Source organism: Pseudomonas sp. NCHU5216 (genome assembly GCF_052156495.1).
Taxonomy (GTDB): domain Bacteria; phylum Pseudomonadota; class Gammaproteobacteria; order Pseudomonadales; family Pseudomonadaceae; genus Aquipseudomonas.
In genome coordinates this window covers 1-23,353 of the sequence record NZ_JBQLIX010000039.1, presented here as the reverse complement: position 1 = coordinate 23,353, position 23,353 = coordinate 1, and the positions used below count along the sequence as shown (strand labels likewise).

Annotated in this window: 24 protein-coding genes; 9 read left to right on the top strand and 15 right to left on the bottom strand. The window is 65.1% G+C overall.

Going from position 1 to position 23,353, the window contains the following annotated elements; translation table 11 throughout:
• Positions 1-6: 6 nt before the first annotated feature.
• The gene (locus ACSVIK_RS21365) at positions 7-387 is read left to right on the top strand and encodes a RidA family protein (RefSeq protein ID WP_442446213.1); all 381 of its coding nucleotides are present in this window, start codon (positions 7-9) and stop codon (positions 385-387) included.
• A 60-nt stretch (positions 388-447) separates the two neighbouring features.
• The gene (locus ACSVIK_RS21360) at positions 448-1,179 is read left to right on the top strand and encodes a hypothetical protein (protein WP_442446212.1); all 732 of its coding nucleotides are present in this window, start codon (positions 448-450) and stop codon (positions 1,177-1,179) included.
• Positions 1,180-1,201: 22 nt separating this feature from the next.
• Here ACSVIK_RS21360 and ACSVIK_RS21355 read toward each other — a convergent pair whose 3' ends face one another.
• From ACSVIK_RS21355 to ACSVIK_RS21345, 3 genes are all read right to left on the bottom strand, one after another.
• A complete protein-coding gene (locus tag ACSVIK_RS21355) occupies positions 1,202-1,822 on the bottom strand; it encodes a LysE family translocator (RefSeq protein ID WP_442446211.1) in 621 nt (206 codons plus the stop codon).
• Between the two features lie 69 nt (positions 1,823-1,891).
• Positions 1,892-2,692, bottom strand: coding sequence for a helix-turn-helix domain-containing protein (locus ACSVIK_RS21350; RefSeq protein WP_442446210.1), 801 nt, complete (start codon positions 2,690-2,692; stop codon positions 1,892-1,894).
• A 1-nt stretch (position 2,693) separates the two neighbouring features.
• Complete coding sequence (locus ACSVIK_RS21345) at positions 2,694-3,551, bottom strand: NAD-dependent epimerase/dehydratase family protein (protein ID WP_442446209.1); 858 nt, start codon at positions 3,549-3,551, stop codon at positions 2,694-2,696.
• A gap of 182 nt (positions 3,552-3,733) precedes the next feature.
• On the opposite strand from ACSVIK_RS21345, the gene exbB reads away from it, so the two are divergent.
• The 6 genes from exbB (at position 3,734) to ACSVIK_RS21315 (ending at position 10,582) form a co-directional block, all read left to right on the top strand.
• The gene (gene exbB, locus ACSVIK_RS21340; protein WP_442446208.1) at positions 3,734-4,828 is read left to right on the top strand and encodes a tonB-system energizer ExbB; all 1,095 of its coding nucleotides are present in this window, start codon (positions 3,734-3,736) and stop codon (positions 4,826-4,828) included.
• 3 nt (positions 4,829-4,831) lie between these two features.
• A complete protein-coding gene (exbD, locus tag ACSVIK_RS21335) occupies positions 4,832-5,251 on the top strand; it encodes a TonB system transport protein ExbD (RefSeq protein WP_442446207.1) in 420 nt (139 codons plus the stop codon).
• Complete coding sequence (locus tag ACSVIK_RS21330) at positions 5,248-5,991, top strand: energy transducer TonB (RefSeq protein WP_442446229.1); 744 nt, start codon at positions 5,248-5,250, stop codon at positions 5,989-5,991. The genes exbD and ACSVIK_RS21330 overlap by 4 nt, the downstream gene beginning before the upstream one ends.
• An 87-nt stretch (positions 5,992-6,078) precedes the next feature.
• On the top strand, positions 6,079-7,005 hold the full coding sequence (locus ACSVIK_RS21325; protein ID WP_268179779.1) for a hydrogen peroxide-inducible genes activator: 927 nt from the start codon (positions 6,079-6,081) through the stop codon (positions 7,003-7,005).
• A gap of 7 nt (positions 7,006-7,012) precedes the next feature.
• Positions 7,013-9,088: an ATP-dependent DNA helicase RecG gene (gene recG, locus ACSVIK_RS21320; RefSeq protein ID WP_442446206.1), complete on the top strand. Its 2,076-nt coding sequence runs from the start codon at positions 7,013-7,015 to the stop codon at positions 9,086-9,088.
• Positions 9,089-9,178: 90 nt separating this feature from the next.
• On the top strand, positions 9,179-10,582 hold the full coding sequence (locus tag ACSVIK_RS21315; protein WP_442446205.1) for an HDOD domain-containing protein: 1,404 nt from the start codon (positions 9,179-9,181) through the stop codon (positions 10,580-10,582).
• Between the two features lie 296 nt (positions 10,583-10,878).
• On the opposite strand, the gene ACSVIK_RS21310 is transcribed toward ACSVIK_RS21315, so the two are convergent.
• The 6 genes from ACSVIK_RS21310 to ACSVIK_RS21285 all read right to left on the bottom strand — a co-directional run bounded on the left by ACSVIK_RS21310 (position 10,879) and on the right by ACSVIK_RS21285 (position 15,694).
• Positions 10,879-11,634, bottom strand: coding sequence for a hypothetical protein (locus ACSVIK_RS21310; RefSeq protein ID WP_442446204.1), 756 nt, complete (start codon positions 11,632-11,634; stop codon positions 10,879-10,881).
• Between the two features lie 60 nt (positions 11,635-11,694).
• Complete coding sequence (locus ACSVIK_RS21305) at positions 11,695-12,090, bottom strand: helicase (protein ID WP_442446203.1); 396 nt, start codon at positions 12,088-12,090, stop codon at positions 11,695-11,697.
• Positions 12,091-12,246: 156 nt separating this feature from the next.
• Positions 12,247-12,519: an HU family DNA-binding protein gene (locus tag ACSVIK_RS21300; protein WP_268179788.1), complete on the bottom strand. Its 273-nt coding sequence runs from the start codon at positions 12,517-12,519 to the stop codon at positions 12,247-12,249.
• A gap of 186 nt (positions 12,520-12,705) precedes the next feature.
• Complete coding sequence (locus ACSVIK_RS21295) at positions 12,706-13,854, bottom strand: NAD(P)/FAD-dependent oxidoreductase (RefSeq protein ID WP_442446202.1); 1,149 nt, start codon at positions 13,852-13,854, stop codon at positions 12,706-12,708.
• Between the two features lie 83 nt (positions 13,855-13,937).
• Positions 13,938-14,105, bottom strand: coding sequence for a rubredoxin (locus ACSVIK_RS21290; protein WP_442446201.1), 168 nt, complete (start codon positions 14,103-14,105; stop codon positions 13,938-13,940).
• A gap of 95 nt (positions 14,106-14,200) precedes the next feature.
• Positions 14,201-15,694: an acetyl-CoA hydrolase/transferase family protein gene (locus ACSVIK_RS21285; RefSeq protein WP_442446200.1), complete on the bottom strand. Its 1,494-nt coding sequence runs from the start codon at positions 15,692-15,694 to the stop codon at positions 14,201-14,203.
• Positions 15,695-16,038: 344 nt separating this feature from the next.
• Here ACSVIK_RS21285 and ACSVIK_RS21280 point away from each other — a divergent pair, with 344 nt between their 5' ends.
• Positions 16,039-16,914 carry a DMT family transporter gene (locus tag ACSVIK_RS21280; protein ID WP_442446199.1) on the top strand — a complete coding sequence of 292 codons (876 nt, stop codon included), beginning with the start codon at positions 16,039-16,041 and terminating at the stop codon, positions 16,912-16,914.
• Between the two features lie 96 nt (positions 16,915-17,010).
• Here ACSVIK_RS21280 and ACSVIK_RS21275 read toward each other — a convergent pair whose 3' ends face one another.
• The 6 genes from ACSVIK_RS21275 to ACSVIK_RS21250 all read right to left on the bottom strand — a co-directional run bounded on the left by ACSVIK_RS21275 (position 17,011) and on the right by ACSVIK_RS21250 (position 23,109).
• Positions 17,011-17,766: an outer membrane beta-barrel protein gene (locus ACSVIK_RS21275; protein ID WP_442446198.1), complete on the bottom strand. Its 756-nt coding sequence runs from the start codon at positions 17,764-17,766 to the stop codon at positions 17,011-17,013.
• A 207-nt stretch (positions 17,767-17,973) separates the two neighbouring features.
• Positions 17,974-19,314, bottom strand: coding sequence for a hemolysin family protein (locus ACSVIK_RS21270; RefSeq protein ID WP_442446197.1), 1,341 nt, complete (start codon positions 19,312-19,314; stop codon positions 17,974-17,976).
• 62 nt (positions 19,315-19,376) lie between these two features.
• Positions 19,377-20,687: a phosphate regulon sensor histidine kinase PhoR gene (phoR, locus tag ACSVIK_RS21265; RefSeq protein WP_442446228.1), complete on the bottom strand. Its 1,311-nt coding sequence runs from the start codon at positions 20,685-20,687 to the stop codon at positions 19,377-19,379.
• A gap of 48 nt (positions 20,688-20,735) precedes the next feature.
• Positions 20,736-21,425 carry a phosphate regulon transcriptional regulator PhoB gene (phoB, locus tag ACSVIK_RS21260; protein WP_268179822.1) on the bottom strand — a complete coding sequence of 230 codons (690 nt, stop codon included), beginning with the start codon at positions 21,423-21,425 and terminating at the stop codon, positions 20,736-20,738.
• A 79-nt stretch (positions 21,426-21,504) separates the two neighbouring features.
• The gene (ubiA, locus tag ACSVIK_RS21255) at positions 21,505-22,398 is read right to left on the bottom strand and encodes a 4-hydroxybenzoate octaprenyltransferase (protein WP_442446196.1); all 894 of its coding nucleotides are present in this window, start codon (positions 22,396-22,398) and stop codon (positions 21,505-21,507) included.
• A gap of 159 nt (positions 22,399-22,557) precedes the next feature.
• Positions 22,558-23,109 carry a chorismate--pyruvate lyase family protein gene (locus ACSVIK_RS21250; RefSeq protein ID WP_442446195.1) on the bottom strand — a complete coding sequence of 184 codons (552 nt, stop codon included), beginning with the start codon at positions 23,107-23,109 and terminating at the stop codon, positions 22,558-22,560.
• Between the last annotated feature and the right edge of the window lie 244 nt (positions 23,110-23,353).

Here is a 23,353-nt window from a genome sequence, read left to right as displayed (position 1 = left end):
TCATTCATGAGCAAGACCGTCATCAGCAGCGACAAGGCCCCCGCCGCCATCGGCACCTACTCCCAGGCGATCAAGGCCGGCAACACCGTTTACATGTCCGGGCAGATCCCGCTGGATCCGGTGAGCATGGAACTGGTGGAAGGTTTCGAGGCGCAAACCGTACAGGTGTTCGAGAACCTCAAGGCCGTGGCCGAAGCCGCCGGTGGTTCGTTCAAGGACATCGTCAAGCTGAACATCTTCCTTACCGACCTGTCGCACTTCGCCAAGGTCAACGAGATCATGGGCCGTTACTTCGAGCAGCCCTACCCGGCCCGCGCCGCCATCGGCGTGGCCGCTCTGCCGCGCGGCGCGCAGGTGGAGATGGACGCCATCCTGGTGCTCGAGTAAGCCCGGCGGCGGGGCTCAGGCCCCGCCTGTTCCCTCTTTATCTCCCGCGCGGAGAGCATCATGCGCCTGATCACCCTGCTGCTGTGCAGCACCTTGCTGGTCGGCTGCGCCAGCAAACCGAACGACGATCCCAATGGCATCTGGATCAACCAGGCTGCCATCGATGCCGCGCGTGAGAGCGGCCATCTGCGCGAATCACTGCTGGCCTACGGCCCCAACCTCGAGTGGCATATCGATACCCGGCAACGGCAGGCGACCTACAGCAATGGCTTCGAGCTGGCCGAGGGCAGCATCGAGCCAGTCGATCCCCTGCACTGGCAGGTGACCTTCTACGACAACTACCGAGAACAGCTCACCCTGCATGACGGCCAGCTCACCCAGGTCGCCAGCGATTACTGGCCCGAGCAGCAGTTCGTCCGAGTGCCGCCAGCCCAGGCTTCCTCAGCGCCAGGTAGCAACTTCGAGCAGGCGCTGTACCGCGCCTACCTGGGCGGAGACTGGCTGATCGCGGAAGGTCCCGGCCAGGGTGGCCTGGTGCGCTTTGGCGCGGACGGCAGCCTGCAGGGCCTACCCGGCGCGGAACGCTATGCGCTGTGCCTGGCTGGTGATTGCGCCGCCATGAGCGGTGACAACGACAGTATCTGGCTGCAACTGGGTGATCAGGGCAGCCCCTGGCTGTTCGTCCACGAGGGCGATCAGCTACGCATCTTCGAGGCGCAGAACCGCGCCCAGTTCGACGAGATGCCCGAGTACCAGCCCGGCCCGCAGCGCTGGTTGCTCAAGCGCAAATGATCGCCAAAGGCGCGGCCAGCCATCAGGCCGCGCTGCCGATCAACAACCAGATCCCCAGGGCCGACAGCAAGACTCCACAGCCTCGATCCAGCCAGCGCACCTGGCGCTGCAGCCAGGTGCGCCAGCGTCGATGACGCAATAGCCGCACCAGGGCCAGGTCCCACCCCAAGACCACCAGAGTCATCCACAGCATGGCCAATGCCAGACCCCAGGCGGGCATTGCCGCTTCGCGCAGCACGCCAAACAGCCCGGCATAGAACAAGGGCAGCTTGGGGTTGAGGCTGCTGGCCAGCAGGCCCTGGCGCAGGCCGTGCCACCAGTTGCCTTGCGCCAGTTGCTCCGCCGACGACAATTGCAGTTCGCGCCTGGCGAACAGCGCCTGCATACCAATCCAGACGAAATAACCGCCGCCGAGCGCCTGCAAGGCCCGCCAGAACATCCCACCCTGGCCCGGCAACAGCCCCAGCGCGAGCAGCACCAGCATCATGCTCAGCAGGTTGGCCAGGGCGATACCGCTGGCGCAACCATCGGCCTGGCGCCGCCCCTCAGCGAGCGCGGTACGGATCAGCAGAAAGAAATCCGGCCCCGGCGACAACAGCGCGGCGAAATGGGTACCAGCCACCAACAGGAACAACGCGAACATCGCAAACGACCTCCCTCTGAACAGGAGGTCAGTCTCGCCAGCCCCATGAGCCGCCGTCTTGGAGAAAACTCAGGCCTGCGCGGCGCGCCGGAACTGGCCGGGGGTCACACCGGTGAAACGCTTGAAGGTGCCGGAAAAATGCGCCTGATCGTAGAACCCCAGGCCCAGGGCCACCGCCAGCGGCGCCTGGTCGTCCAGCAGCAGACGCTTGGCCTCGCGCACCCGGCGCTGCAACAGGTAGGTATGCGGCGGCACGCCATAGGCCTGGCGGAAAGCCTCGATCAAATGACGCGGATGGCGTTGCACCAATGCCGCCAGTTGCTCCAGGGAAACGGCCTCGGCGTAATGCGCCTCCAGATAGTCGCGCACCTGCGCCGTCACCCCGCCGTCACGCGCGGCGGGGCGTGCCGCACGCAAGCCGCCATGGCGCACGAACACCAGTTCCAGCACGGCCAGCAGTTCGCTTTCCAGCACCAGTGCATCACTGCGCTCGAATTCCCCAGCCAGGCGCGCCAGGGCAGCGGCAATGGCGCCATCATCGGCGGGATTGAGACAGTCAAAACCACCCGGCAGGCGCTTGCGCCCGAGCAAGGCCGGCAGCCGCGACTCTTCCACGTAAAGCATGCGGTAAACCAGGCGCGGCGACTCGGCATGGCCGGTATGCGGCTCCTCGGGATTCATCAGCGACAGGGTGCCAGCCGGCAGGGCGTGGCGCTGGCCGCGGCACTGGTAGCCACCGACGCCCTGGACGATGGCGCCGATGGCGAAGGCATCGTGGCTATGGCGACCGAACGGCTGCCCGGAAAAGTCGGCGTGAAACAGCTCCACGCCAGGCAGCCAGGGCTTGGCCAGCAGGCGGTTGGCGTCCACCTCAGGCGCCCTGCAGGATCGCGCTATAACCGTCGCGATAACTGGGATACTGCGGTGCCCAGCCCATGGCGCGGGCGCGGGCGTTGCTGCAACGCTTGCTGCCGGCCCGGCGCACGCGCTGCTCGTCGCTCCAGTGGCTCACGCCCAGGCGCTCACGCAGCCAGGCCACCACCTCGTGCAGCGGCGCCGGTTCATCGTCCACGCCCAGGTAGCAGTCGGCCAGAGGCTCGCCACGGCCATCGGCTTCGAGCAGATGAGCGAGCAGCCCGGCGGCATCCTCGACATGGATGCGATTGCCGTACAGCGGCGGCGTCTCGTTGACCCGGTAGCCATTGCGCACCTGATTCAGCAACCACTCGCGGCCTGGGCCGTAGAGCCCGGTCAGGCGCACCGCGGTCGCTGGCAGGCCGCTGTTCAGGGCGAGGCTTTCCGCCTCGCGCATGATCCGCGCCGAGTAACTCTGCGCCTCGGCTGGCGAATCCTCGTCGACCCACTCCCCTTCCTGCTGACCATAGACCCCGCTACTGGACACGAAGAGCAGGCGCCGCGGGCGCTGCCCATGCTCGGCCAGCCAGCTCAGCACATGGCGCAAACCGTCGACGTATGCGGCGCGATAGCCCGCCTCGTCATGCTGGCTGGCAGCGGCGCAGTACACCAGGTAGTCCAGCTCAGTGGTCGGCCAGGCCGCTGGGCAGGTGGCCACCTGCAGATCGCCCGGCAGCGCATGAATGCCCGCCGGCAAGGCCGCGACGTTGCGCCGCAAGCCATGCACCACCCAGCCCTTGCCCTGCAGGCGCAATGCCAGGCGACTGCCTACATCGCCACAACCGGCTATCAGCACACGAGGAGTTTCGAGCATCGGAGCGCCTCCCAAAAGCCCGAGGATAAAGGGCGCCGCCCGCAATCGGCAAACCTCCTCGGGGTTATCGAGGGAGTGTTACATTATCACTTTCACAAACAAGAATTAATTGCAATAATGTTCCTCTTTCCGCCGCACCTGTGCGACGGTCGACATTGCAATTCACCGTTCAGGTCCGCCCCATGAAACCTATCGCCTTCAGCGCCAAGCCCTTCTCGTTCCTCCGCCGCTCCAGCACGCTGGCCCTGCTCCTGCTCGGCCTGGCCCTGCTGCCTGGCGGCGCTGCCCTCGCCGAAGAACCGGCCACGCCTGCTGCGGCTGCGACAGCGGCCGAAGCACCTGCCGCGAACGAGGCGGCCCTGCCGGCAGCCGTATCGGCAGGCAATGCGGAGCTGGCCAGCAAACTGGAGGCGCTCGGCGCGGAGGCCACGCCGCAGCAGCTTCGTGAAACGACCCGCCAGACGCTGACCGAGCAAGGGGTGCCGGCCGAGGAGATCGAGAAGACACTGGAAGCCATGACCCAGGCCGAGAATATCGGCGCAGGGCTGGACGATACGGCACTGGAGGAGCCAGCCATGGCCCATGACCTCTCTCCCTGGGGCATGTACCAGGGCGCAGATGTGGTGGTCAAAGGGGTGATGATCGGCCTGATCCTGGCCTCCATCCTGACCTGGACCGTGTGGCTGGCGAAGACCGTCGAGCTGACCGTCGCTCGCCGTCGCCTGCGTCGCGAGCTGCCGGTGCTGAAAGCCGCACGTACCCTGAAAGACGCCGGCAACAGCATGAACGGCGAGGCGTGCATCTCCCATCGCCTGGTGCAGGATGCCCTGGAAGAAGTGAAACTGTCCGGCAACGTGCAGGGCACCGATGGCATCAAGGAGCGCGTCAGCTTCCGCCTCGAGCGCCTGGTCGCCGCCAGCGGCCGGCAGATGAGCCAGGGCACCGGCGTGCTCGCCACCATCGGCTCCACCGCCCCCTTCGTCGGCCTGTTCGGCACCGTCTGGGGCATCATGAACAGCTTTATCGGCATCGCCAAGACCCAGACCACCAACCTCGCCGTGGTCGCCCCGGGCATCGCCGAAGCCCTGCTGGCCACCGCCCTGGGCCTGGTCGCAGCGATCCCGGCCGTGGTCATCTACAACGTCTTCGCCCGCTCCATCGCCAGCTACAAGGCCCAGGTTTCCGACGCCTCGGCGCAGGTGCTGCTGCTGGTCAGCCGCGACCTCGACCACCTGCCGGGCGAGCGCCAGGCACCGCACATGGTCAAGGCGGGGTAAGCCATGGGCATTCATCTCAACGAGAGCGACGACCTGCAGGAAACGCACGAAATCAACGTGACGCCCTTCATCGACGTGATGCTGGTGCTGTTGATCATCTTCATGGTCGCCGCCCCCCTGGCGACCGTGGACATCAAGGTGGATCTACCCGCCTCCACGGCCAAACCCGCACCGCGTCCGGACAAGCCGATCTACCTGAGCATCAAGGAAGACCTCAGCCTGTATCTGGACAACGAGGTGGTCAGCGAGCAGCAGCTCGGCGCCACCCTGGACAAGCTGACTCATGCCGACAAGGACAAGACCATCTTCGTCCGTGGCGACAAGAAGGTCGATTACGGTCGCCTCATGGAAGTGATGGACGCCCTGCGCAGCGCGGGCTATCTGAAGATCGGCCTGGTAGGCCTGGAGACGGTCGGTAACTGATGGCCAACGTACGCAAGCTGTCCGGTTGGGGCCTCAGCCTGCTGGTGATTCTCGGCCTGCATGTGGCGATCGGACTATGGATGATGTTCTGGACGGTCAAGGCGCAGCCGCTGGAGTTGCCGCCTGCCGCCATGATGATCGAGCTGGAGCCGCTGCCGGCTCCCGCCCCCGCGCCGGCGCCACCACCGCCGCCGGTACAACCGGAACCGGAGCCCGAGCCGCAGCCCAAGGTCGTCGAAGCGCCGAAGCCGAAGATCGCCCTGCCGCCCAAGCCGAAACCCAAGCCCAAGCCGCAGCCTCCGAAACCCAAGCCGCCGGAGCCCAAGCCTGTCAAACCGCAGGAGACCGAGAGCGTCAAGGAAACCGTCGCCCCGACAACCCCGGCGCCCAGCGACAGCAAACCGGCAGCACCGCAGGCCGCCGCCGCGAGTGCGCCGAGTGCGGCCGAACGCACCTGGCAGAGCGAGCTGTTCAACCACCTGGCGCGCTACAAGCGCTACCCGGAGGATGCGCGTCGCCGTGGCATCAAGGGCACCAATCGCCTGCGTTTCGTGGTCGATGCCAATGGCATGGTGCAGTCCTACAGCCTGGTCGGCAAATCCGGCAGCGCCTCGCTGGATCGCGCCACGCTGCAGACCATCCGTCGCGCCCAGCCGCTACCCAAGCCGCCAGCAGAGCTGCTGAACAACGGCACGCTGGAAATCATCGCGCCGTTCTCCTACTCGCTGGAACGACGCTGACGGCCGAGCGCCCAGGCATGCAGCCATGGGCGCTTGGTTCCATTGACTGCAGCCGCTATGCTTGCCGCAGTCCAATGGAAAAATACTATGACCCTCACCGAACTGCGCTACATCGTCACCCTCGCTCAGGAGCAGCATTTCGGCCGCGCGGCCGAGCGTTGCCACGTCAGTCAGCCGACCCTGTCGGTGGGCGTGAAGAAGCTCGAGGACGAACTCGGCGTGCTGATCTTCGAGCGCAGCAAGAGCGCAGTACGCCTGACGCCGGTGGGCGAAGGCATCGTCACCCAGGCGCAGAAGGTGCTGGAGCAGGCGCAAGGCATCCGCGAACTGGCCCAGGCCGGCAAGAACCAGTTGGCCGCGCCGCTGCGCATCGGCGCCATCTATACCGTCGGCCCCTATCTGTTCCCGCACCTGATTCCGCAACTGCACCGGGTCGCCCCGGACATGCCGTTGTACATCGAGGAAAACTTCACCCATATCCTGCGCGACAAGCTGCGCACCGGTGAACTGGACGCCATCATCATCGCCCTGCCCTTCCAGGAAGCCGATGTGCTGACCAAGCCGCTGTACGACGAGCCCTTCTTCGCCCTGCTGCCCGCTGGCCACCCCTGGGCGAAGATGGACAGCATCGACACCAAGCTGCTCAACGACAAGAGCCTGCTGCTGCTGGGCGAGGGTCACTGCTTCCGCGACCAGGTGCTGGAGGCCTGCCCTTCGCTACGCAAGGGCGGCGACGAGCACGCCAAGCACACCACGGTGGAGTCCAGCTCACTGGAAACCATCCGCCATATGGTGGCCTCCGGCCTCGGCGTGTCGATCCTTCCATTCTCGGCGGTGGACAGCCACCACTATGCCCCTGGGGTGATCGAAGTACGCCCGCTCAGCGCGCCCGTGCCCTTCCGCACCGTGGCCATCGCCTGGCGCGCCAGCTTCCCACGGCCCAACGCCATCGAAGTGCTGGCCGACTCGGTGCGCCTGTGCTCGGTCGCCCGCCCACAGGCCAAGAGCGCCTGAGGCTAGCGTGAGCGAACTGGCGACGGTACCGGTCACCGCGCTCAAGGGCGTGGGCGCCGCCCTGGCGGAAAAGCTCGCCAAGGTGGGCCTGGAAAACCTGCAGGACGTGCTCTTCCACCTGCCGCTGCGCTATCAGGATCGCACCCGCATCACCCCCATCGGCGCCCTGCGCCCCGACCAGGATGCAGTGGTCGAAGGCACGGTCGCCGGTGCCGATGTGGTCATGGGCCGGCGCCGCAGCCTGCTGGTACGCCTGCAGGACGGCAGCGGCACGCTGAGCCTGCGCTTCTTCCACTTCAGCCAGGCGCAGAAGGACGGCCTGAAACGCGGCACCACCCTGCGCTGCTACGGCGAGGTGCGTCCGGGCGCCACCGGTCTGGAGATCTATCACCCGGAATACCGCGCGCAGAATGGCGACGAACCGGCCCCGGTCGAACAGAGCCTGACACCCATCTATCCCACTACCGAAGGCCTCACCCAACAGCGTCTGCGCCAGCTCAGCCAGCAAGCCCTGGCACGGCTCGGCCCACGCAGCCTGCCGGACTGGCTGCCCGACCAGCTCGCCCGTGATTACCGCCTGGCACCGCTGGACGAAGCCATTCGCTACCTGCACCGGCCGCCGCCGGACGCCGATGTCGAGGAGCTTGCCGAAGGCCGGCACTGGGCCCAGCACCGCCTGGCCTTCGAGGAGCTGCTGACCCACCAGCTCTCCCTGCAACGCCTGCGCGAACAGGTGCGTACCCAGCAGGCGCCGGCGCTACCCGCCGCGCAGAAACTGCCGCAGCAGTTCCTTGCCAACCTCGGTTTCGCCCCCACCGGGGCGCAGCAGCGCGTGGGGGCCGAGATCGCCTACGACCTGGCGCAGCACGAACCCATGCTGCGCCTGGTGCAGGGCGACGTCGGTGCCGGCAAGACCGTGGTCGCCGCCCTGGCCGCCCTGCAGGCGCTGGAGGCCGGTTATCAGGTGGCGCTGATGGCGCCCACCGAGATTCTCGCCGAGCAACATTTTCTCAACTTCAGCAAATGGCTCGCGCCTCTCGGCCTGGAGGTCGCCTGGCTGGCCGGCAAGCTCAAGGGCAAGGCCCGAACCGCTGCACTGGAACAGATCGCAGGCGGCTGCCCCATGGTGGTTGGCACCCATGCGCTGTTCCAGGACGAGGTGAAGTTCCAGCGTCTGGCTCTGGTGATCATCGACGAGCAGCACCGCTTCGGCGTGCAACAGCGCCTGGCCCTGCGCCAGAAAGGCATCGACGGGCGCCTGTGCCCACACCAGTTGATCATGACCGCCACGCCCATCCCGCGTACGCTGGCCATGAGCGCCTATGCCGATCTGGACACCTCGATCCTCGACGAACTGCCCCCTGGCCGTACCCCGGTGAATACCCTGGTGATCGCCGACAGCCGTCGCATCGAGGTCATCGAGCGAGTACGCAATGCCTGCCGCCAGGGGCGCCAGGCCTACTGGGTGTGCACCCTGATCGAGGAATCCGAGGAGCTGACCTGCCAGGCCGCGGAAACCAGCTTCGAGGAGCTTTCCGCCGCCCTCGGCGAGCTGCGCGTGGGCCTGATCCATGGGCGCATGAAGCCGGCCGAGAAGGCCGCGGTGATGGACGAATTCAAACAAGGTCACCTGCAACTGCTGGTGGCCACCACGGTGATCGAGGTGGGCGTGGACGTGCCCAACGCCAGCCTGATGATCATCGAGAACCCGGAACGCCTGGGCCTGGCTCAGCTACACCAGCTACGCGGGCGGGTCGGCCGGGGTAGCGCCGCCAGCCATTGCGTGCTGCTCTATCACGCCCCGCTGTCGCAACTGGGCCGCGAACGCCTGGCGATCATGCGCGAGACCACCGATGGCTTCGTCATCGCCGAAAAGGATCTGGAACTGCGCGGCCCCGGGGAAATGCTCGGTACACGCCAGACCGGCCTGCTGCAATTCAAGGTCGCCGACCTGATGCGCGACGCCGATCTGCTGCCGGCCGTGCGTGACGCCGCCCAGGCCCTGATGGAACATTGGCCGCAGCATGTGGCGCCGCTGCTGGAACGCTGGTTGCGTCACGGCCAACAATACGGTCAAGTGTGACATTCTTCACAATACGCCCGTCGCCACGAAACTGTGCGCACCAGCCCACTGGTTATACTGCGGGCAGATGCGCCAACGCTGGATACCGATATGACTGAAGCCGCTTTCGCTCCCGACGCCTCACTGCAACCGCCTGCCATGATCGTGCAACTGCTGGAAAAACTCGCTCTGCCCTACCAGGTCGTCACGGAGCGCCCTGGCCTGCCGGCCGAGGCACGCGTCCAGGCGGTACTGCTGGAGGACGCCGTCGGCGCCCTGCTGGTGCTCTACCCGCGCAGTCAGTTGCTCGACCTGGCGCGCCTGGCCGAACTCACCGGGCGCCAGCTCACCGCCGTGCGCCCGGAACGCCTGGAGCGCATGCTGGGAAAGCATGCTCTGGCGCTGCTGCCCGGCCTGCCGCCCCTGACCAGTTCGCCTTGCCTGTATGAAGAGCGCCTGTTGCAAGCGCCCAAGCTGCTGGTCGACTCCGGCCAGCCCGGCGTACTGCTGGAGATCCCCACGGAGGCCTTCAAGACCCTGCTCAGCAAGGCCAGCGCCGCACGCTTCGGCGAGCCCGTCAGCGCCATTCGCCTGAACCTCGACCGCCCCGACGATGACCGCGCCGAGATCACCCAGGCGGTGCAGGCCTTCACCGCACGCCGCATCCAGCAGCGTCTGGAAGAAACCATCGAGATTCCGCCGCTGGCAGAAACCGCACAGAAGATCATCAAGCTGCGCGTCGACCCCAATGCCACGGTGGATGACATCACCGGCGTGGTCGAGACCGACCCGGCGCTGGCCGCCCAGGTGGTGAGCTGGGCCGCTTCGCCCTACTACGCGGCCCCCGGCAAGATCCGCTCGGTGGAGGACGCCATCGTCCGCGTACTGGGTTTCGACCTGGTGATCAACCTGGCCCTGGGCCTGGCGCTGGGCAAGACCCTGAGCCTGCCCAAGGATCAACCGCAGCAAGCCACCCCCTACTGGCAGCAGGCGATCTACACCGCCGCCGTGATCGAGGGCCTGACCCGCGCACTGCCCCGCGCGCAGCGCCCGGAAGCCGGCCTGACCTACCTCGCCGGCCTGCTGCACAACTTCGGCTATCTGGTGCTGGCGCATGTCTTTCCGCCGCACTTCTCGCTGATCTGCCGCCATCTGGAGGTCAATCCGCATCTGTCGCACAGCCACATCGAGCAGCACCTGCTGGGCATCACCCGCGAGCAGATCGGCGCCTGGCTGATGCGTCACTGGGACATGCCCGAAGAGTTGTCCTGCGCCCTGCGTTTCCAGCACGACCCGAGCTACGCCGGGGACAACGCCGCGTTCGCCAACCTGGTGTGCCTGTCCGTGAGCCTGCTGCGCAATCGCGGCATCGGCGCCGGCCCGCGCGAGGAGATTCCCGAGGAGCTGTTCGAGGCCCTGGGCCTGAGCCGGGAAAAAGCCGAAGACGCCGTGAGCAAGGTGCTCAGCGCCGAGGCCGCACTGCGCGAACTGGCTGCACAGTTCCCGACCCACTGAGGCCTGCCGTCCACGGAGGTACGCAGGGTTGTAGGCGTAGGGCGTACCGGAATGCCGGCCGCCCGGAAGCAATACGCCATTGGCGGGAGTATCGGACGTGAGCGGTGGTGCCAAACTCGGCATGGCCCGGCGGGCTGTTCGCTGGCGCTCCTGAGACCGCCCTACGAGCTGCTGCCTACGCAGGGCCGTAGGCGTACCGGGACGCCGGCCGCTAGGAAGCAGTACGCCATTTGTGGAGTATTGATGCCGAACTCGGAATGGCCAGGCGGACTGTTCGCTTCGCTCCTGAGTCCGCCCTACGGCTTGCCTACCCTCTTGCGTAGCTGCTCGCGCCGCTCGGAAAACAGCTGCGGCATGGTCTCCAGGCTGGCGGCCAGCAGGCGCTGCACATCGGGCTGCTCATAAAGCGCTGCATAGGCGGCCAACTGATCGCTGGGCACCTGTCTGTAGGCATAGAGCATGAACGACTCCACTGCCTGCGCACTGGACTGGCGAATGGCTTCGGCCTGGGTTTGCGTCTGTGCCTGCAGCGCCTGCTCGCCCAGCTTCTCGCCGCGCGCCAGGAGTGCCAGCAGGGCCTGGGTCTTGCCCACCTCATAGCGCAACAGGCTGGCCAACTCGGTGGTATGCGCGGCCTGGTCGAGGCGCTGGATCAGGGCCAGCCGTGCGCCACGCACCGGCTGTTGCTGCAAACGCTCGCGGTATGCGGCCAGCGCTTGTGGCTGCTCGCCCACCTCACGCTCAGCCGCGGTGAAACGCTGCGCCAGCGCCCCACCAAGCGAGCCCTGCATTTGTGCCAGTTGCGCCGCGTCGAAGCGCTCGGCAAGACGCTCGGCCAGTTGTCGGCATAAGGCGTGAGGGTCGAACAGCCGCTGCAACAGGGCATGTTGCGCGGCGTCCTGGCCCCGCAACAGCATGGGCTCGGTCTGCTCACAGAGCAGGTGAATGCCTGCCTGCTCGAAGACCCGCAGCATGGCGGGGGTAGAGGCGGGTTCGGCATGCGCGAGAGCGGCCGACAGCAACAGGCAAGGCAGCAGAAAGGAGGATCGCATGATCGAGGCTTTTCACAGGAACCTGCAGGCAGCCTAGTCAATGCCGGGGCTGGCGACCAGTCACGCAGCCTTTTTCGTCGAGCCAGCCTTCTTCTTCGGCATCAGGTACTTGGTCAAGCCCTGGAACCACATGACCAACGCCGGGTTGCCCTGGATCTGGATGTCCTTGTTCTGGATGCCCTGCATGAAGGCCAACTGCTTGTTCTTCGCGGTCATGGTGGCGAAACCGTATGCCGCATCCTTGAAGCCAATGGCGAAGGCAGGCTCGCTGGCTACCCCCCGCTTACTGCTGACACGTTGGCCCTTGACGATGTAATGGCGTGCCAACTTGCCGTCCAGCGTATGCAACTGAAAGACCATGTCACGTCCTTCCAGTTGCTGCTGGAAAGCGGGGTTGTCACGACTGGCCTTGGCCATCAGCCGGCCCAACATCCACAGAAGAAAACGAAATTTCATGCGCAGGCCTCGGGATCGAAGAGGATGGGCGCGCATTGTAGTGTCTTTCTCGCCGAACTACAGCCTGCCCAAAGAACGGCGCTACAAACGACACACCCCGCAAGCACGCCTGTCAGACAGGCTGCTGCGGGGTGTGCAGGAAACGCTGCATAGCGTTTAGTTGACTGCATCCTTGAGGGATTTTCCCGGCTTGAAGGCCACGGTGTTGCTGGCCTTGATCTTCACCGGCTGGCCGGTTTGCGGGTTCTTGCCCGTGCGGGCACCACGATGACGCTGGACGAAGGTGCCGAAGCCCACCAGGGTCACGCTGTCCTTGCGGTTCAGCGCATTGGTGATCTCTTCGAGTACGGCGTTGAGTACACGATTGGCCTGATCCTTGGTCAGGTCAGCCTTCTCGGCAATGGCGGCGGCGAGTTCCGGTTTACGCATAAGTGCCTCTTTGACGGTTTTTTGTTGTTGTGTCCGTGCTGTTCTTCAGAACAGCGCCCAAGGCGCCGCAACAGCTCTGCGCTGCGGCAGACGCAAGCAGAATGGCACGCCAGTTCGCCCGGCGCCAGTACCACGCCAGGCATTACAGGCCGATTTTCGTGGCGTATCCGACAGAACGCCCGGTATTTAGGCCAACAGCGCCGGCAATTCCTTGTTCAAGGCCAGTTTCTCCTGCACGGCGGCCCCGGTCAGGGCGTAGCCAAGCAGTGCACCGCCGGCATCTCGACACAGCGCCTTGATATCCGCGCCGCTGCCTTCGATCGTCCACTCGCCCTGGCTGCCATGGGGAGGAGGCGACACCACCAGCGGGCAGGCCGGGGTCTTCACCGTCACCGGCATGGGGCCATAAGCCACCGCGGTCGGCTCGCCGGCCAGGGTCTTGGCCAGGGCACGCGCGCAGTTCATCAACGGCATGACGTAGAGCAGGTTGAGGCCATCGACCTCGGCGCAGTCACCCAGGGCGAAGATATTGGCGTGCGAGGTGCGCAGTTGCCGATCCACCATCACCCCACGGTTGATGTCCAGGCCGGCCGCTGCGGCCAGCGCGGTACGCGGACGCAGGCCGACGGCAGACACCACGAGGTCGCAGTCGATCAGCGTGCCGTCGGACAGATGTGCCTGCAGCGCCTCGCCCTGGTGCTGCAGGCTGGCCAGGGTCGGGCCGAGATGGAAGCGTGCGCCCAAGCCCTCCAGCCCTGCCTGTACGGCAGCAGCCGCGGCCGGATGCAGCAGGCCCGGCATCACCTGCTCGCAAGGCGCCACCACATCCACCTCAAGGCCACCCAGGCGCAGGTCGTTGGCGAACTCGCAGCCGATCAGCCCGGCGCCGAGGATCAGCACGCGACGCTTGCCAGCCGCGGCCGCACGGAAGCGCGCGTAGTCCTCGAGGTCGTTGATGGGAAAGATGGCGTCCTCGCCGTCGCCGGCCACCGGCACGCGGATCGGCTCGGCACCCCAGGCCAGCACCAGATCGCGGTAAGGCACCGCTTCCTCACCGATCCACAGGCGCTTGTGGCCAGGGTCGATGCCGGTGATACGGGTATGGGTGCGGATCTCGGCCTTGAGCTGCTCGGCCATGGCGCCGACCTCGGCCATTACCAGGCCGTCGGCATCCTTGTTCTTGCCGAAGCCGGTGGACAGCATCGGCTTGGAGTAGGAGCGGCCGTCATCGGCGCTGATCAGCAGCAGCGGCGTCTCGTTGTCGAGCTTGCGCCATTCCTTGGCCAGGTTGTAGCCGGCCAGGCCGGTACCGACGATGACGACAGGTGCACTCATGGGGGTGATTCCTCACTGCGAAAACGACGCGACGGCCTGCAGGCCGTCGCCATTGATCCGTTGTTCATGCCAACTCGCCGTGCTTAGACGATCTCGATCATCTCGAAATCGACCTTGCCCACACCACAGTCCGGGCAGACCCAATCGGCGGGCACGTCTTCCCAGGCGGTGCCGGGCGCGATGCCCTCCTCGGGCAGGCCCAGGGCCTCATCGTAGATGAAGCCGCAGACGATGTATTGCCATTTGCGCATGGTTCAGGTCTCCCCGGAAGCTGGCGCATCACACCCTACTGGATCGTGCGCCGGCTGGCCAGATCAGCGCCTGCCAGCCAGTCGGAGGTTGGGTGTCAGCCGGCGAGCATGCGCCCGGTTTCTTCCAGGTTGATATGCCACTGCAGCGCTTCGCGCAGGATATGCGGCGTGTGGCCACCCCGTTGGCAGGCACGCTCGAAGTAGTCGTTCAATTCGGCGCGGAAGTCCGGGTGCGCGCAGTTGTCGATGATCGCCCGGGCGCGCTCGCGCGGCGCCAGACCGCGCAGGTCGGCCAGGCCCTGCTCGGTGACGAGGATGTCGACGTCATGCTCGCTGTGATCGACGTGGCTGACCATGGGCACAACGCTGGAAATCGCCCCGGCCTTGGCGATGGACTTGGTGACGAAGATCGCCAGATGGGCGTTGCGGGCGAAATCGCCGCTGCCGCCAATGCCGTTCATCATCCTGGTGCCGCCAACGTGGGTGGAGTTGACGTTACCGTACAGGTCGAATTCCAGCGCCGTGTTGATGCCGATGATGCCCAGGCGCCGCACCACCTCGGGGTGGTTGGAAATCTCCTGCGGGCGCAGCACCAACTTGTCCTTGTAGCGCTCCAGGTTGCCGAATACGTCGGCATTGCGCCGCGCCGAGAGGGTGATCGAGCTGCCCGAGGCGAAGGCCAGCTTGCCGGCATCGAACAGATCGAAGGTGGAGTCCTGCAGCACCTCGGAGTACATGCTCAGGCCCTCGAACGGCGACTCGATCAGGCCACACATCACCGCATTGGCAATGGAGCCGATGCCGGCCTGCAGCGGGCCAAGGCTGTTGCTCATGCGCCCGGCATTCACTTCGCGCTTGAAGAAGCCGATCAGGTGGTCGGCAATGGCCTGGGTTTCGGCGTCCGGCGGCAGCACGGTGGAAGGCGAGTCTGGCTGCTCGCTGATGACGATGGCGGCGATCTTCTCCGCCGGAATTGGAATCGCCGTGGCACCGATGCGGTCGTCCACCCGGGTCAGCGGAATTGGCGTGCGGGTCGGCCGGTAGGTGGGAATGTAGATATCGTGCAGACCTTCCAGGTTGGCATCGTGGGCCAGGTTGATCTCGACGATCACGCGCTCGGCGAAGATGGCGAAACTGGCCGAGTTGCCCACCGAGGTGGTGGGCACGATGTGGCCCTGCTCGGTGATGGCCAGCGCCTCGATCACCGCGATATCGGGCTTCTTGAGCTGGTGGTTGCGCAGTTGCTCGACGGTTTCCGACAGGTGCTGGTCGATGAACATGACACGACCGTCGTTGATCGCCTTGCGCAGCGTGGCGTCGACCTGAAACGGCATGCGTCGGGCCAGCACGCCGGCCTCGGTGAGTTGCTTGTCGAGGTCGTTGCCGAGGCTCGCGCCGGTCATCAGGCTGATGCTCAGCGGCTGCTGGCGGGCACGTTCGGCCAGCGCCAGCGGTACCGCCTTGGCCTCGCCGGCGCGGGTGAAACCGCTCATGCCGACGGTCATGCCGTCCTCGATCAGTGCGGCCGCTTCGGCCGCCGTCATCACCTTGTCCAGCAGCGCAGGCAGCCGTACGCGATCACTATGCATCGGAAAAACCTCGGAAGGCAGGGTCACGGAGGAGCGGCAGTCTAGGCCGACGAACGCCCTTCGCATGCTCGACCAAGGTCGCATTGATGGCTCTAGGACGAGCCTTTCGTCGGATTCAGGCAACCCCCGCACCAAAGCCAGGCACTTGCATGGCTTTGGTGCGGGGCCAAGAGAGCCGCGCCAGCGCAATGCCCGTCATTCAGACGCCCAAAGGCACCTGGCACCGGACTTGCTGCCCGAAGGGCTCGGGCACGTAGCCGCGCCAAACGACGCGACGCTGCGCAATGAGCCCCTCTATGAACAGATGCAGGGTACTGGTGACGGTGCCTGGATGGGAGATTGGGATGCGACCGGAAGTCGTTCTGCTACTCGGCGCCAGCTTCTGGGGCCTGGGCTGGATGCCCCTGGAGCACCTGGCCAGACAGGGCCTGCTCGGCATGCCCGTGGTGGTCTACAGCTATAGCCTGCTATGCCTGCTGGCCGTGCCGGTGTTGCTGGCCCAGCAGCGCGCCTGGTGGCCGCAACGGCGCGCCCTGGCGGTGGTCTGCCTGTGTGGTGGCTGGGCCACTGCCGGGTTGGTCGGTGCCCTGTCCGAGGGCGACGTGGTGCGCGCCATGCTGCTGTTCTACCTGGCGCCGGTGTGGAGCCTGCTGGGCAGCCGCCTGCTGCTCGGCGAACGGCTCAACGCCAGTCGCATCGGCGCGGTCGTGCTGGCCATGATCGGCATTGCCCTGACTCTGGGCATCGATGCCGACACCTTCCGCCCACTGCAAGGCAGCGACTGGCTGGCGCTATCGGCAGGCATCGCCTTCGCCGCCAACAACCTGGCCACTCGCGCCGCCGGGCAGATTCCGCTGGCCAGCAAGACGCTCGCCGCCTTCGTCGGGGCGGCACTCACCGGTGGGCTGTTCTGCCTGCTGCAAGAGATCGCGTTGCCGGCGGTCGCCCCCATGCAGTGGCTGCAGCTTGGCCTGTTCGGGGTGTTCTGGTTGACCGCCATGTGCGCTGCGCAATATGGCTTCAGCCACGTCGAAACCAGCCGTGCGGCGGTACTGGTATTGGTCGAACTGGTGGTCGCGGTACTCACCGCTGCGGCCTTCGGCGAGCGCCAGCTCGGCCCGGGCGAATGGTTCGGCGGCGCCCTGGTGCTGATCGCCGCGCTACTCGCCGAGCGGCCAACGCGCCCCGCTGCTGCCGTGGGCTGCGAGGCCAAGCCATAACCGCCAGAGCCTGCGAGGCCGGCCCGCAGCGGCTGGCACTGCGCTGAAACGCAGAGTGCCCGGACGAGCCGGGCGCTGCGGTACTGCCTAACAGGCCTAGAATGCCAGACCGACGCGCAGACCCACCTGCTCCTGCTTGAGCTTGCTGCGCTCGGCCAGCTCGCTGTTGCTGTCCAGCTCGTAACGGGTCTGGGTGTAGTACAGGCTGGTGCTGATCGGCACATTGTTGATGCCCTTGTTCCACAGCATGGTCAGCTCGCCATAGGGGTTGACCTTGTCCTTGAGATCCACCGAGTCACTGTCACCATCGACCTTCAGGCGTGCCTCGGAGTCGATCGAGTAGCGTGCCCCGACCTCCAGGCGCAAGGTGTAATTCGGCGTCAGGTAGTTGTAACCCAGACCCGCCTTGGCGAAAGGCGACTTGCTGGTGAGCTTGACGTTGCTGTCGAACGGGCCGACGTCATCCTGCTCGATGCGCCCCCAGTCATAGCCACCGCCGACGATCAGGTCGACGTAGTTGTTGCTGTTCAGTGCCGCACGCAGGCCAAGGTCGATATCGGCCCGCGCGGACTTGTATTCGACATCATCCTTGTCGCGGTACTGGCCTTCGATGCCGGCCTGGTAGATGAAGCCTTCCTGCCCCGTCAGCTTGTTGCCGAAGTGGTAGAACAGGCCGCCCTGATTGAGGCGTTCCTTGTCGCTGTCGTCATCCACGGTGAGCTTGTACTGATTGTGCGAGGCGATCACGCCGAAGGTGGAGATCGGGTCGGTGACCGAATCGGCATAAGCCTGCGAGGCGCCCGCCAGGCACAGGGCAAGAGTCGCTTTCGGGGTCATTCTGGTCAGTTGCATGGCTAGATCCTTGGCAATGAGTGAATAACGCCGCTCACCAAAATGGTGCGACGCAAATTCCTAGACTGCCCGGGGCAACTGCGATTCGGTAAATATGATGAGTGGTCGCGAAACTGAACGAGGCCTGACGCCAGACGCTTCGCATGGGAGGATTCGAGCAACAGGAGGTCGCCTGCCACCGTCCGTGCGAGCGCTGGCAGGGCGCAGTCAATCGAGCTTGAGCACCTTCGCCAGCACCACCTTAGGCCCCTTCATCTTCTTGACGATGATGCGCAGGCCCTCGGTTTCCAGCACCTCTTCCTGTTCGGGCATGCGCTTGAGGCTGTCGTAGATCAGCCCGGCGAGGGTTTCCGCCTCGATATGGTCGAGGTCGACGCCAAGCAGGCGCTCGATCTTCGCCAGCGGCGTGTCGCCACGCACCAGCAGCTTGCCCGGCTGGTAGGCGAGGATGCCGCGCTCGGCCTTGCGGTGTTCGTCCTGAATGTCGCCGACCAGCGCCTCGAGCACGTCCTCCATGGTCAGGTAGCCGATCACCTTGCCATCGGCTTCCTCGACCAGAGCGAAGTGCGCGCCGCCCTGGCGGAAGCGCTCGAGCAACTGCGACAGCGGCAGATGGCGGCTGACCCGTTCCAGCGGGTGCATCAGATCCGCCAGCTTGAGCGCCGACGGCAGCATCTCCAGCAGCGACAACTGCAGCAGCAGATCCTTGATATGCAGCACGCCGACGAACTCGCCCTTGCTCTCGTCGAAGACCGGGTAGCGGCTGTACTTGTGTCGGCGGAAGGTGGTGAACACCTGATCGAGGCTGGCATTGACTTCCAGATACACCAGATCCTCACGCGAGTTGGCCCAGTCCACCACTTCCAGCTCACCGAGCTCCACGGCCGAGGCCAGCACGCGCATGTCCTGATCGCTGTCATTGCTGGCGCGGCTGGAGTGCAGAATCAGCTTGAGCTCATCGCGACTATAGTGGTGCTCGTGATGCGGCCCCGGCTCGCCCTGCCCGGCGATGCGCAGAATGGCGTTGGCGCTGGCATTGAGCACGAAGATCGCCGGGTACATCAGCCAGTAGAAGGCGTATAGCGGCGCCGCCGTCCACAGCGAGAGCAGCTCCGGCTTGCGGATCGCCCAGGACTTGGGCGCCAGCTCGCCGATGACGATGTGCAGGTAGGAAATGATCGAGAACGCGGTGAAGAAGGCGATGCCATGCACCAGCTTGGGCGACTCGATACCCATGGCGCCGAGCACGGGAGTCAGCAACTCGGCGAAGGCCGGCTCACCGACCCAACCGAGGCCCAGTGACGCCAGAGTGATGCCCAACTGGCAGGCGGACAGGTAGGCATCCATCTGATTGTGCACGGTACGCAGGATGCGCCCACGCCAGCCATGGGCCTCGGCCAGGCTGTCCACCTTGGTGGAGCGCAAGCGCACGATGGCGAACTCGGCAGCGACGAAGAAACCGTTGAGCAGGACGAGGAACAGGGCGAACAGCATGAGGCCGAAGTCGGCCAGGTAAGCAGAAGAGGAAAGACTCGTGGAAGGGTCCATGGATGTCAGGCTTGGCTAATGATCGGCTTAGGTTGGGGGCTGTACGCGGCGATTGCAAGCTATCAGCGGCCGCGCTGTACCACCTGTGCCGTCGCGAAGTGACAGGTGAAGGTGCTGCCCTGACCCAGCACGCTGACGATCTCCAGCCGGCCGCGATGACGCAGCAGCACGTGCTTGACGATCGCCAGCCCCAACCCGGTGCCGCCGGTGTTGCTGGCCCGGCTGGAGTCGACCCGATAGAAGCGCTCGGTCAGGCGTGGCAGGTGCTTGGCCTCGATGCCCATGCCGCTGTCCTGCACGGACAGGTGCGCGCCCTGCTCGTCGCCCCACCAGCGAATGTTTATGTCGCCACCGGCCGGGGTGTACTTCACGGCGTTGAATACCAGATTGGAGAAGGCGCTACGCAACTCCGCCTCGCTGCCCTTGAGCTTGAGATGGGCGTCGGCTTCGAGAGTGATGCGATGGTGCTGATCGCCCGACAGCGCCTGGGCGTCGTTCCTGATCGACAGCAGCAGCAGATCGACCGCCACCGGCTGGTTGTCGGAGGGGTAATCGGTGGCCTCCAGCTTGGCCAGCAGCAGCAGGTCATTGAGCAGGGTCTGCATGCGCGCGCCCTGCTGCTGCATCTGCTGCAATGCACGCAACCAGCGGGGATTCACCGCCTCGACGTTGTCCAGCAGGGTTTCCAGGTAGCCAGCGATCACCGTCAACGGTGTGCGCAACTCGTGGGAGACGTTGGCGACGAAGTCCTTGCGCATCTGCTCCAGTTGATGGAGACGGGTGACGTCACGCACCAGCAGCAGGTGTTCGCGATTACCGTACTGGGTAATGTGGATCTGCAGACGCCGACGATCACTGACTGGCGAGGGAATCTCCAGCGCCTCGGCATAGTTGCCGCGCTCGAAATACTCCTTGAAACGGGGATCGCGCAGCAGGTGCGCCAGGGGCTGACCGCTGTCCTGCGGCGTCTTCAGGCCCAGCAGGGTTTCCGCCGCCAGGTTCCACCACTCCAGGTTGCCATGGCTGTCGAGCATCACCACGGCATCCTTGAGCGCAGCAGTGGACTCCTGCACCCGGTCGATCACCGCCTGCAGGCGGCCGCGCGCCTTCTGGTTGCGCCGCTGCAGGTGGTAGATGCTGTCGAATACCTCACCCCATAAGCCGTAGCCATCGGGCGGCGGCTCATCCGGGCGATGCTCACGCAGCCATTTGTGCAGGCGCAGCAACTGGCTGAGCGTCCATCCCAGGTGCAGGGCAAGCCCGATGACCAGCACCCAGGCATATTCCCCGGTAATGAAACCAAGCAGCAGGCAGGCACCGATCAGTAGCAGCAGGCGACGCGCTACGGCGCCGCGCCAGTCTTGGTTCACGATGAAACGCTTCCTTGTCTTGCAGCGGGCATGGGCAACAGGTGCGCGCTATCAGCCTTTGGTAGAGAAACGATAGCCAGTGCCACGCACCGTCTGCACCAGATTCTCGTAGACCTCACCCAGCGCCTTGCGCAGACGGCGAATGTGCACGTCCACCGTACGCTCCTCGACGTAGACGTTGCCACCCCAGACCTGATCGAGCAACTGGCCACGGGTATAGGCACGCTCCTGATGGGTCATGAAGAACTGCAGCAGGCGATATTCGGTCGGCCCCATCTCGGCCGGTTTGCCATCGATGGTCACGCGATGGCTGACCGGGTCGAGCAGCAGACCACCGACCTCGATCGGTGCTTCGCTGTCACTGGGGCCAGCGCGGCGCAGCACGGCCTTGAGACGTGCCACCAGTTCGCGCGGGGAGAAGGGCTTGGTGATGTAGTCGTCGGCGCCGACTTCCAGGCCCTGGATCTTGTTGTCCTCTTCACCCTTGGCGGTAAGCATGATGATCGGGATGTCGCCGGTCAGCTCGTCACGCTTGAGACGACGGGCCAGCTCGATACCGCTGGTGCCGGGCAACATCCAGTCCAGCAGGATCAGATCGGGTTTGCGGTCGACGATCACGGCATGCGCCTGCTGCGCATTCTCTGCCTCCAGGCATTCGTAGCCGGCCATTTCCAGGGCAACCGCGATCATTTCACGGATCGGTGCTTCGTCATCGACGATGAGGATGTTCTTGCCAACCATTGGCCTTGCCTCTGCTCGTTATGCTGTCGTGCGCCGCATTAGATAACGGAATTATTGCAGCGATATGACAGACCGATGCTCAGCGCAGCGCATAATCGACCAGGATCCCGGCAAAGATCGCCAGGCCGGCCCAATGGTTGTGCAGGAAGGCCTGGAAACAGACCATGGGCTCGCGCCGACGGGTGCTGTGATACTCCCAGGCGAAACAGGCAGCAGCTCCCAGCAAACCGAGCTGGAAGGGCACACCCAGCTCGAAACGCGCGCCTGCCAGCAGCAGGCAGAGCAGTGCCAGGCCCTGCAGGGTGGCGATGATCAGGCGGTCGGCATCGCCGAACAGAATGGCGGTCGACTTCACCCCGATCTTCAAATCATCCTCGCGGTCAGCCATGGCGTAGTAGGTGTCGTAGGCCACCGTCCACAGCAGGTTGGCGATATACAGCAGCCAGGCCTCCGGAGGCGGCAGCTCACCGCTGACCGCGCTGAAGGCCATCGGCATCCCCCAGGAAAAGGCCGCCCCCAGCACCACTTGCGGATAAAAAGTGTAACGCTTCATGAAGGGATAACAGGCCGCCAGGGCCAGGCCGCCGAAGGACAGCCAGATGGTGGTGGCGTTGGTGAACAGCACCAGCACGAAACTCAATGTCACCAGCACGGCGAACAACACCAGCGCTTCGCGTGGCTTGATCTTGCCACTGGCCAGCGGGCGCAACTGGGTGCGGCTGACATGGCCGTCGAAATTGCGGTCGGCGTAGTCGTTGATCACGCAACCGGCCGCGCGCATGAGGATTACCCCAAGCACGAAGATGAACAGGTTCTTCAGACTGGGCAGGCCTTCCGAAGCAACCCACAGCGCCCACAAGGTGGGCCAGAGCAGCAGATAGATACCGATGGGCTTGTCCAGGCGCATCAACTGGATGAAGTCCCAGGCGCGCGGGTGCAGGCGATTGGTCGATTGCAGCAGGCGGGTATACATCGAAGCGTCTCCGTGCAGGTTGCGCGGATTATACGGGGCTTGCCAGCGTAGCGTGGATGATGCTTTTTTCATCCAGCATTACGGGTCGAGGCAGGGCTGCGCCTTCGGATCGCGGAACGTCACGCAGACGACTGGAGAGAAACACTGCGCGGTTCCATCTTATGCCTCGATACCCGCAGCCTGCCAGAAGGCCGGTAGAAAGACCTCGGCAACCAGCACGCCCAGAGCGCCACGGCTGAAGCATGAACGGCGCGCCCACAACCCCTCCTCACACACCTCGTCCGGCAACCAGGCGGCGGGATAACGGCAGGCCTGCAGCTCACCGCGGTCGAAAGCCTTGTCGCTGAACAGCAGCTCGCCGAGCGAACGGCTGCCCAGCTCCGCCAAATTCAGCCCAGAGCCCTCCAGCACGCTGCGAGCAGCCACGCTACGGGCGAATACCCAGGGCTGCCCATGACCGCGCAGATACACCTCACGCACCCAACCCTGGCTGCCATCAGCCACTCCGAGCGCGGCGCATTCGTCCTCGCGCAGAGACTGCCAACCCTCCTGCAGCGGTGTCACGGAGAAACCGTCGGCGGAAAGCGCGGTCAAGCGGCGGGTCAGCGAATCCTCATTGAACAGCCAGCCGCTCACCTCGGCAGCAGGTTGCGGGTTCAGTCGGGCCTGAGTCAGCCAACAGGGCAAATGAGTGAAAGCGATGTGCGGCACGGTAAGAATCACACAGATCGAAAGCGCGCGAGTCTAGCACGGTACACCGCCCCGCTCGGAGCACGTAGGCATCAACCGTAGGGTGCGCTGCGCACACCGTGGCCATGAAGCCGGAGTTTCGGTTTCGGTGCGCACAGCGCACCCTACGCCAGGCTTTGGCTTTTCCACGCCGCAAAGAAGAAACCCCAGACCGCGTTAGCGATCTGGGGTTTCGTATAGGAGCTTGACGATGACCTACTCTCAC

Coding starts and splice junctions, on each gene's coding strand:
- ACSVIK_RS21365 (WP_442446213.1), top strand. CDS start 7: ATGAGCAAGACCGTCATCAGCAGCGACAAGGCCCCCGCCGCCATCGGC.
- ACSVIK_RS21360 (WP_442446212.1), top strand. CDS start 448: ATGCGCCTGATCACCCTGCTGCTGTGCAGCACCTTGCTGGTCGGCTGC.
- ACSVIK_RS21355 (WP_442446211.1), bottom strand. CDS start 1,822: ATGTTCGCGTTGTTCCTGTTGGTGGCTGGTACCCATTTCGCCGCGCTG.
- ACSVIK_RS21345 (WP_442446209.1), bottom strand. CDS start 3,551: ATGCTCGAAACTCCTCGTGTGCTGATAGCCGGTTGTGGCGATGTAGGC.
- exbB (WP_442446208.1), top strand. CDS start 3,734: ATGAAACCTATCGCCTTCAGCGCCAAGCCCTTCTCGTTCCTCCGCCGC.
- exbD (WP_442446207.1), top strand. CDS start 4,832: ATGGGCATTCATCTCAACGAGAGCGACGACCTGCAGGAAACGCACGAA.
- ACSVIK_RS21325 (WP_268179779.1), top strand. CDS start 6,079: ATGACCCTCACCGAACTGCGCTACATCGTCACCCTCGCTCAGGAGCAG.
- ACSVIK_RS21315 (WP_442446205.1), top strand. CDS start 9,179: ATGACTGAAGCCGCTTTCGCTCCCGACGCCTCACTGCAACCGCCTGCC.
- ACSVIK_RS21310 (WP_442446204.1), bottom strand. CDS start 11,634: ATGCGATCCTCCTTTCTGCTGCCTTGCCTGTTGCTGTCGGCCGCTCTC.
- ACSVIK_RS21305 (WP_442446203.1), bottom strand. CDS start 12,090: ATGAAATTTCGTTTTCTTCTGTGGATGTTGGGCCGGCTGATGGCCAAG.
- ACSVIK_RS21300 (WP_268179788.1), bottom strand. CDS start 12,519: ATGCGTAAACCGGAACTCGCCGCCGCCATTGCCGAGAAGGCTGACCTG.
- ACSVIK_RS21295 (WP_442446202.1), bottom strand. CDS start 13,854: ATGAGTGCACCTGTCGTCATCGTCGGTACCGGCCTGGCCGGCTACAAC.
- ACSVIK_RS21290 (WP_442446201.1), bottom strand. CDS start 14,105: ATGCGCAAATGGCAATACATCGTCTGCGGCTTCATCTACGATGAGGCC.
- ACSVIK_RS21285 (WP_442446200.1), bottom strand. CDS start 15,694: ATGCATAGTGATCGCGTACGGCTGCCTGCGCTGCTGGACAAGGTGATG.
- ACSVIK_RS21280 (WP_442446199.1), top strand. CDS start 16,039: ATGCGACCGGAAGTCGTTCTGCTACTCGGCGCCAGCTTCTGGGGCCTG.
- ACSVIK_RS21275 (WP_442446198.1), bottom strand. CDS start 17,766: ATGCAACTGACCAGAATGACCCCGAAAGCGACTCTTGCCCTGTGCCTG.
- ACSVIK_RS21270 (WP_442446197.1), bottom strand. CDS start 19,314: ATGGACCCTTCCACGAGTCTTTCCTCTTCTGCTTACCTGGCCGACTTC.
- phoB (WP_268179822.1), bottom strand. CDS start 21,425: ATGGTTGGCAAGAACATCCTCATCGTCGATGACGAAGCACCGATCCGT.
- ubiA (WP_442446196.1), bottom strand. CDS start 22,398: ATGTATACCCGCCTGCTGCAATCGACCAATCGCCTGCACCCGCGCGCC.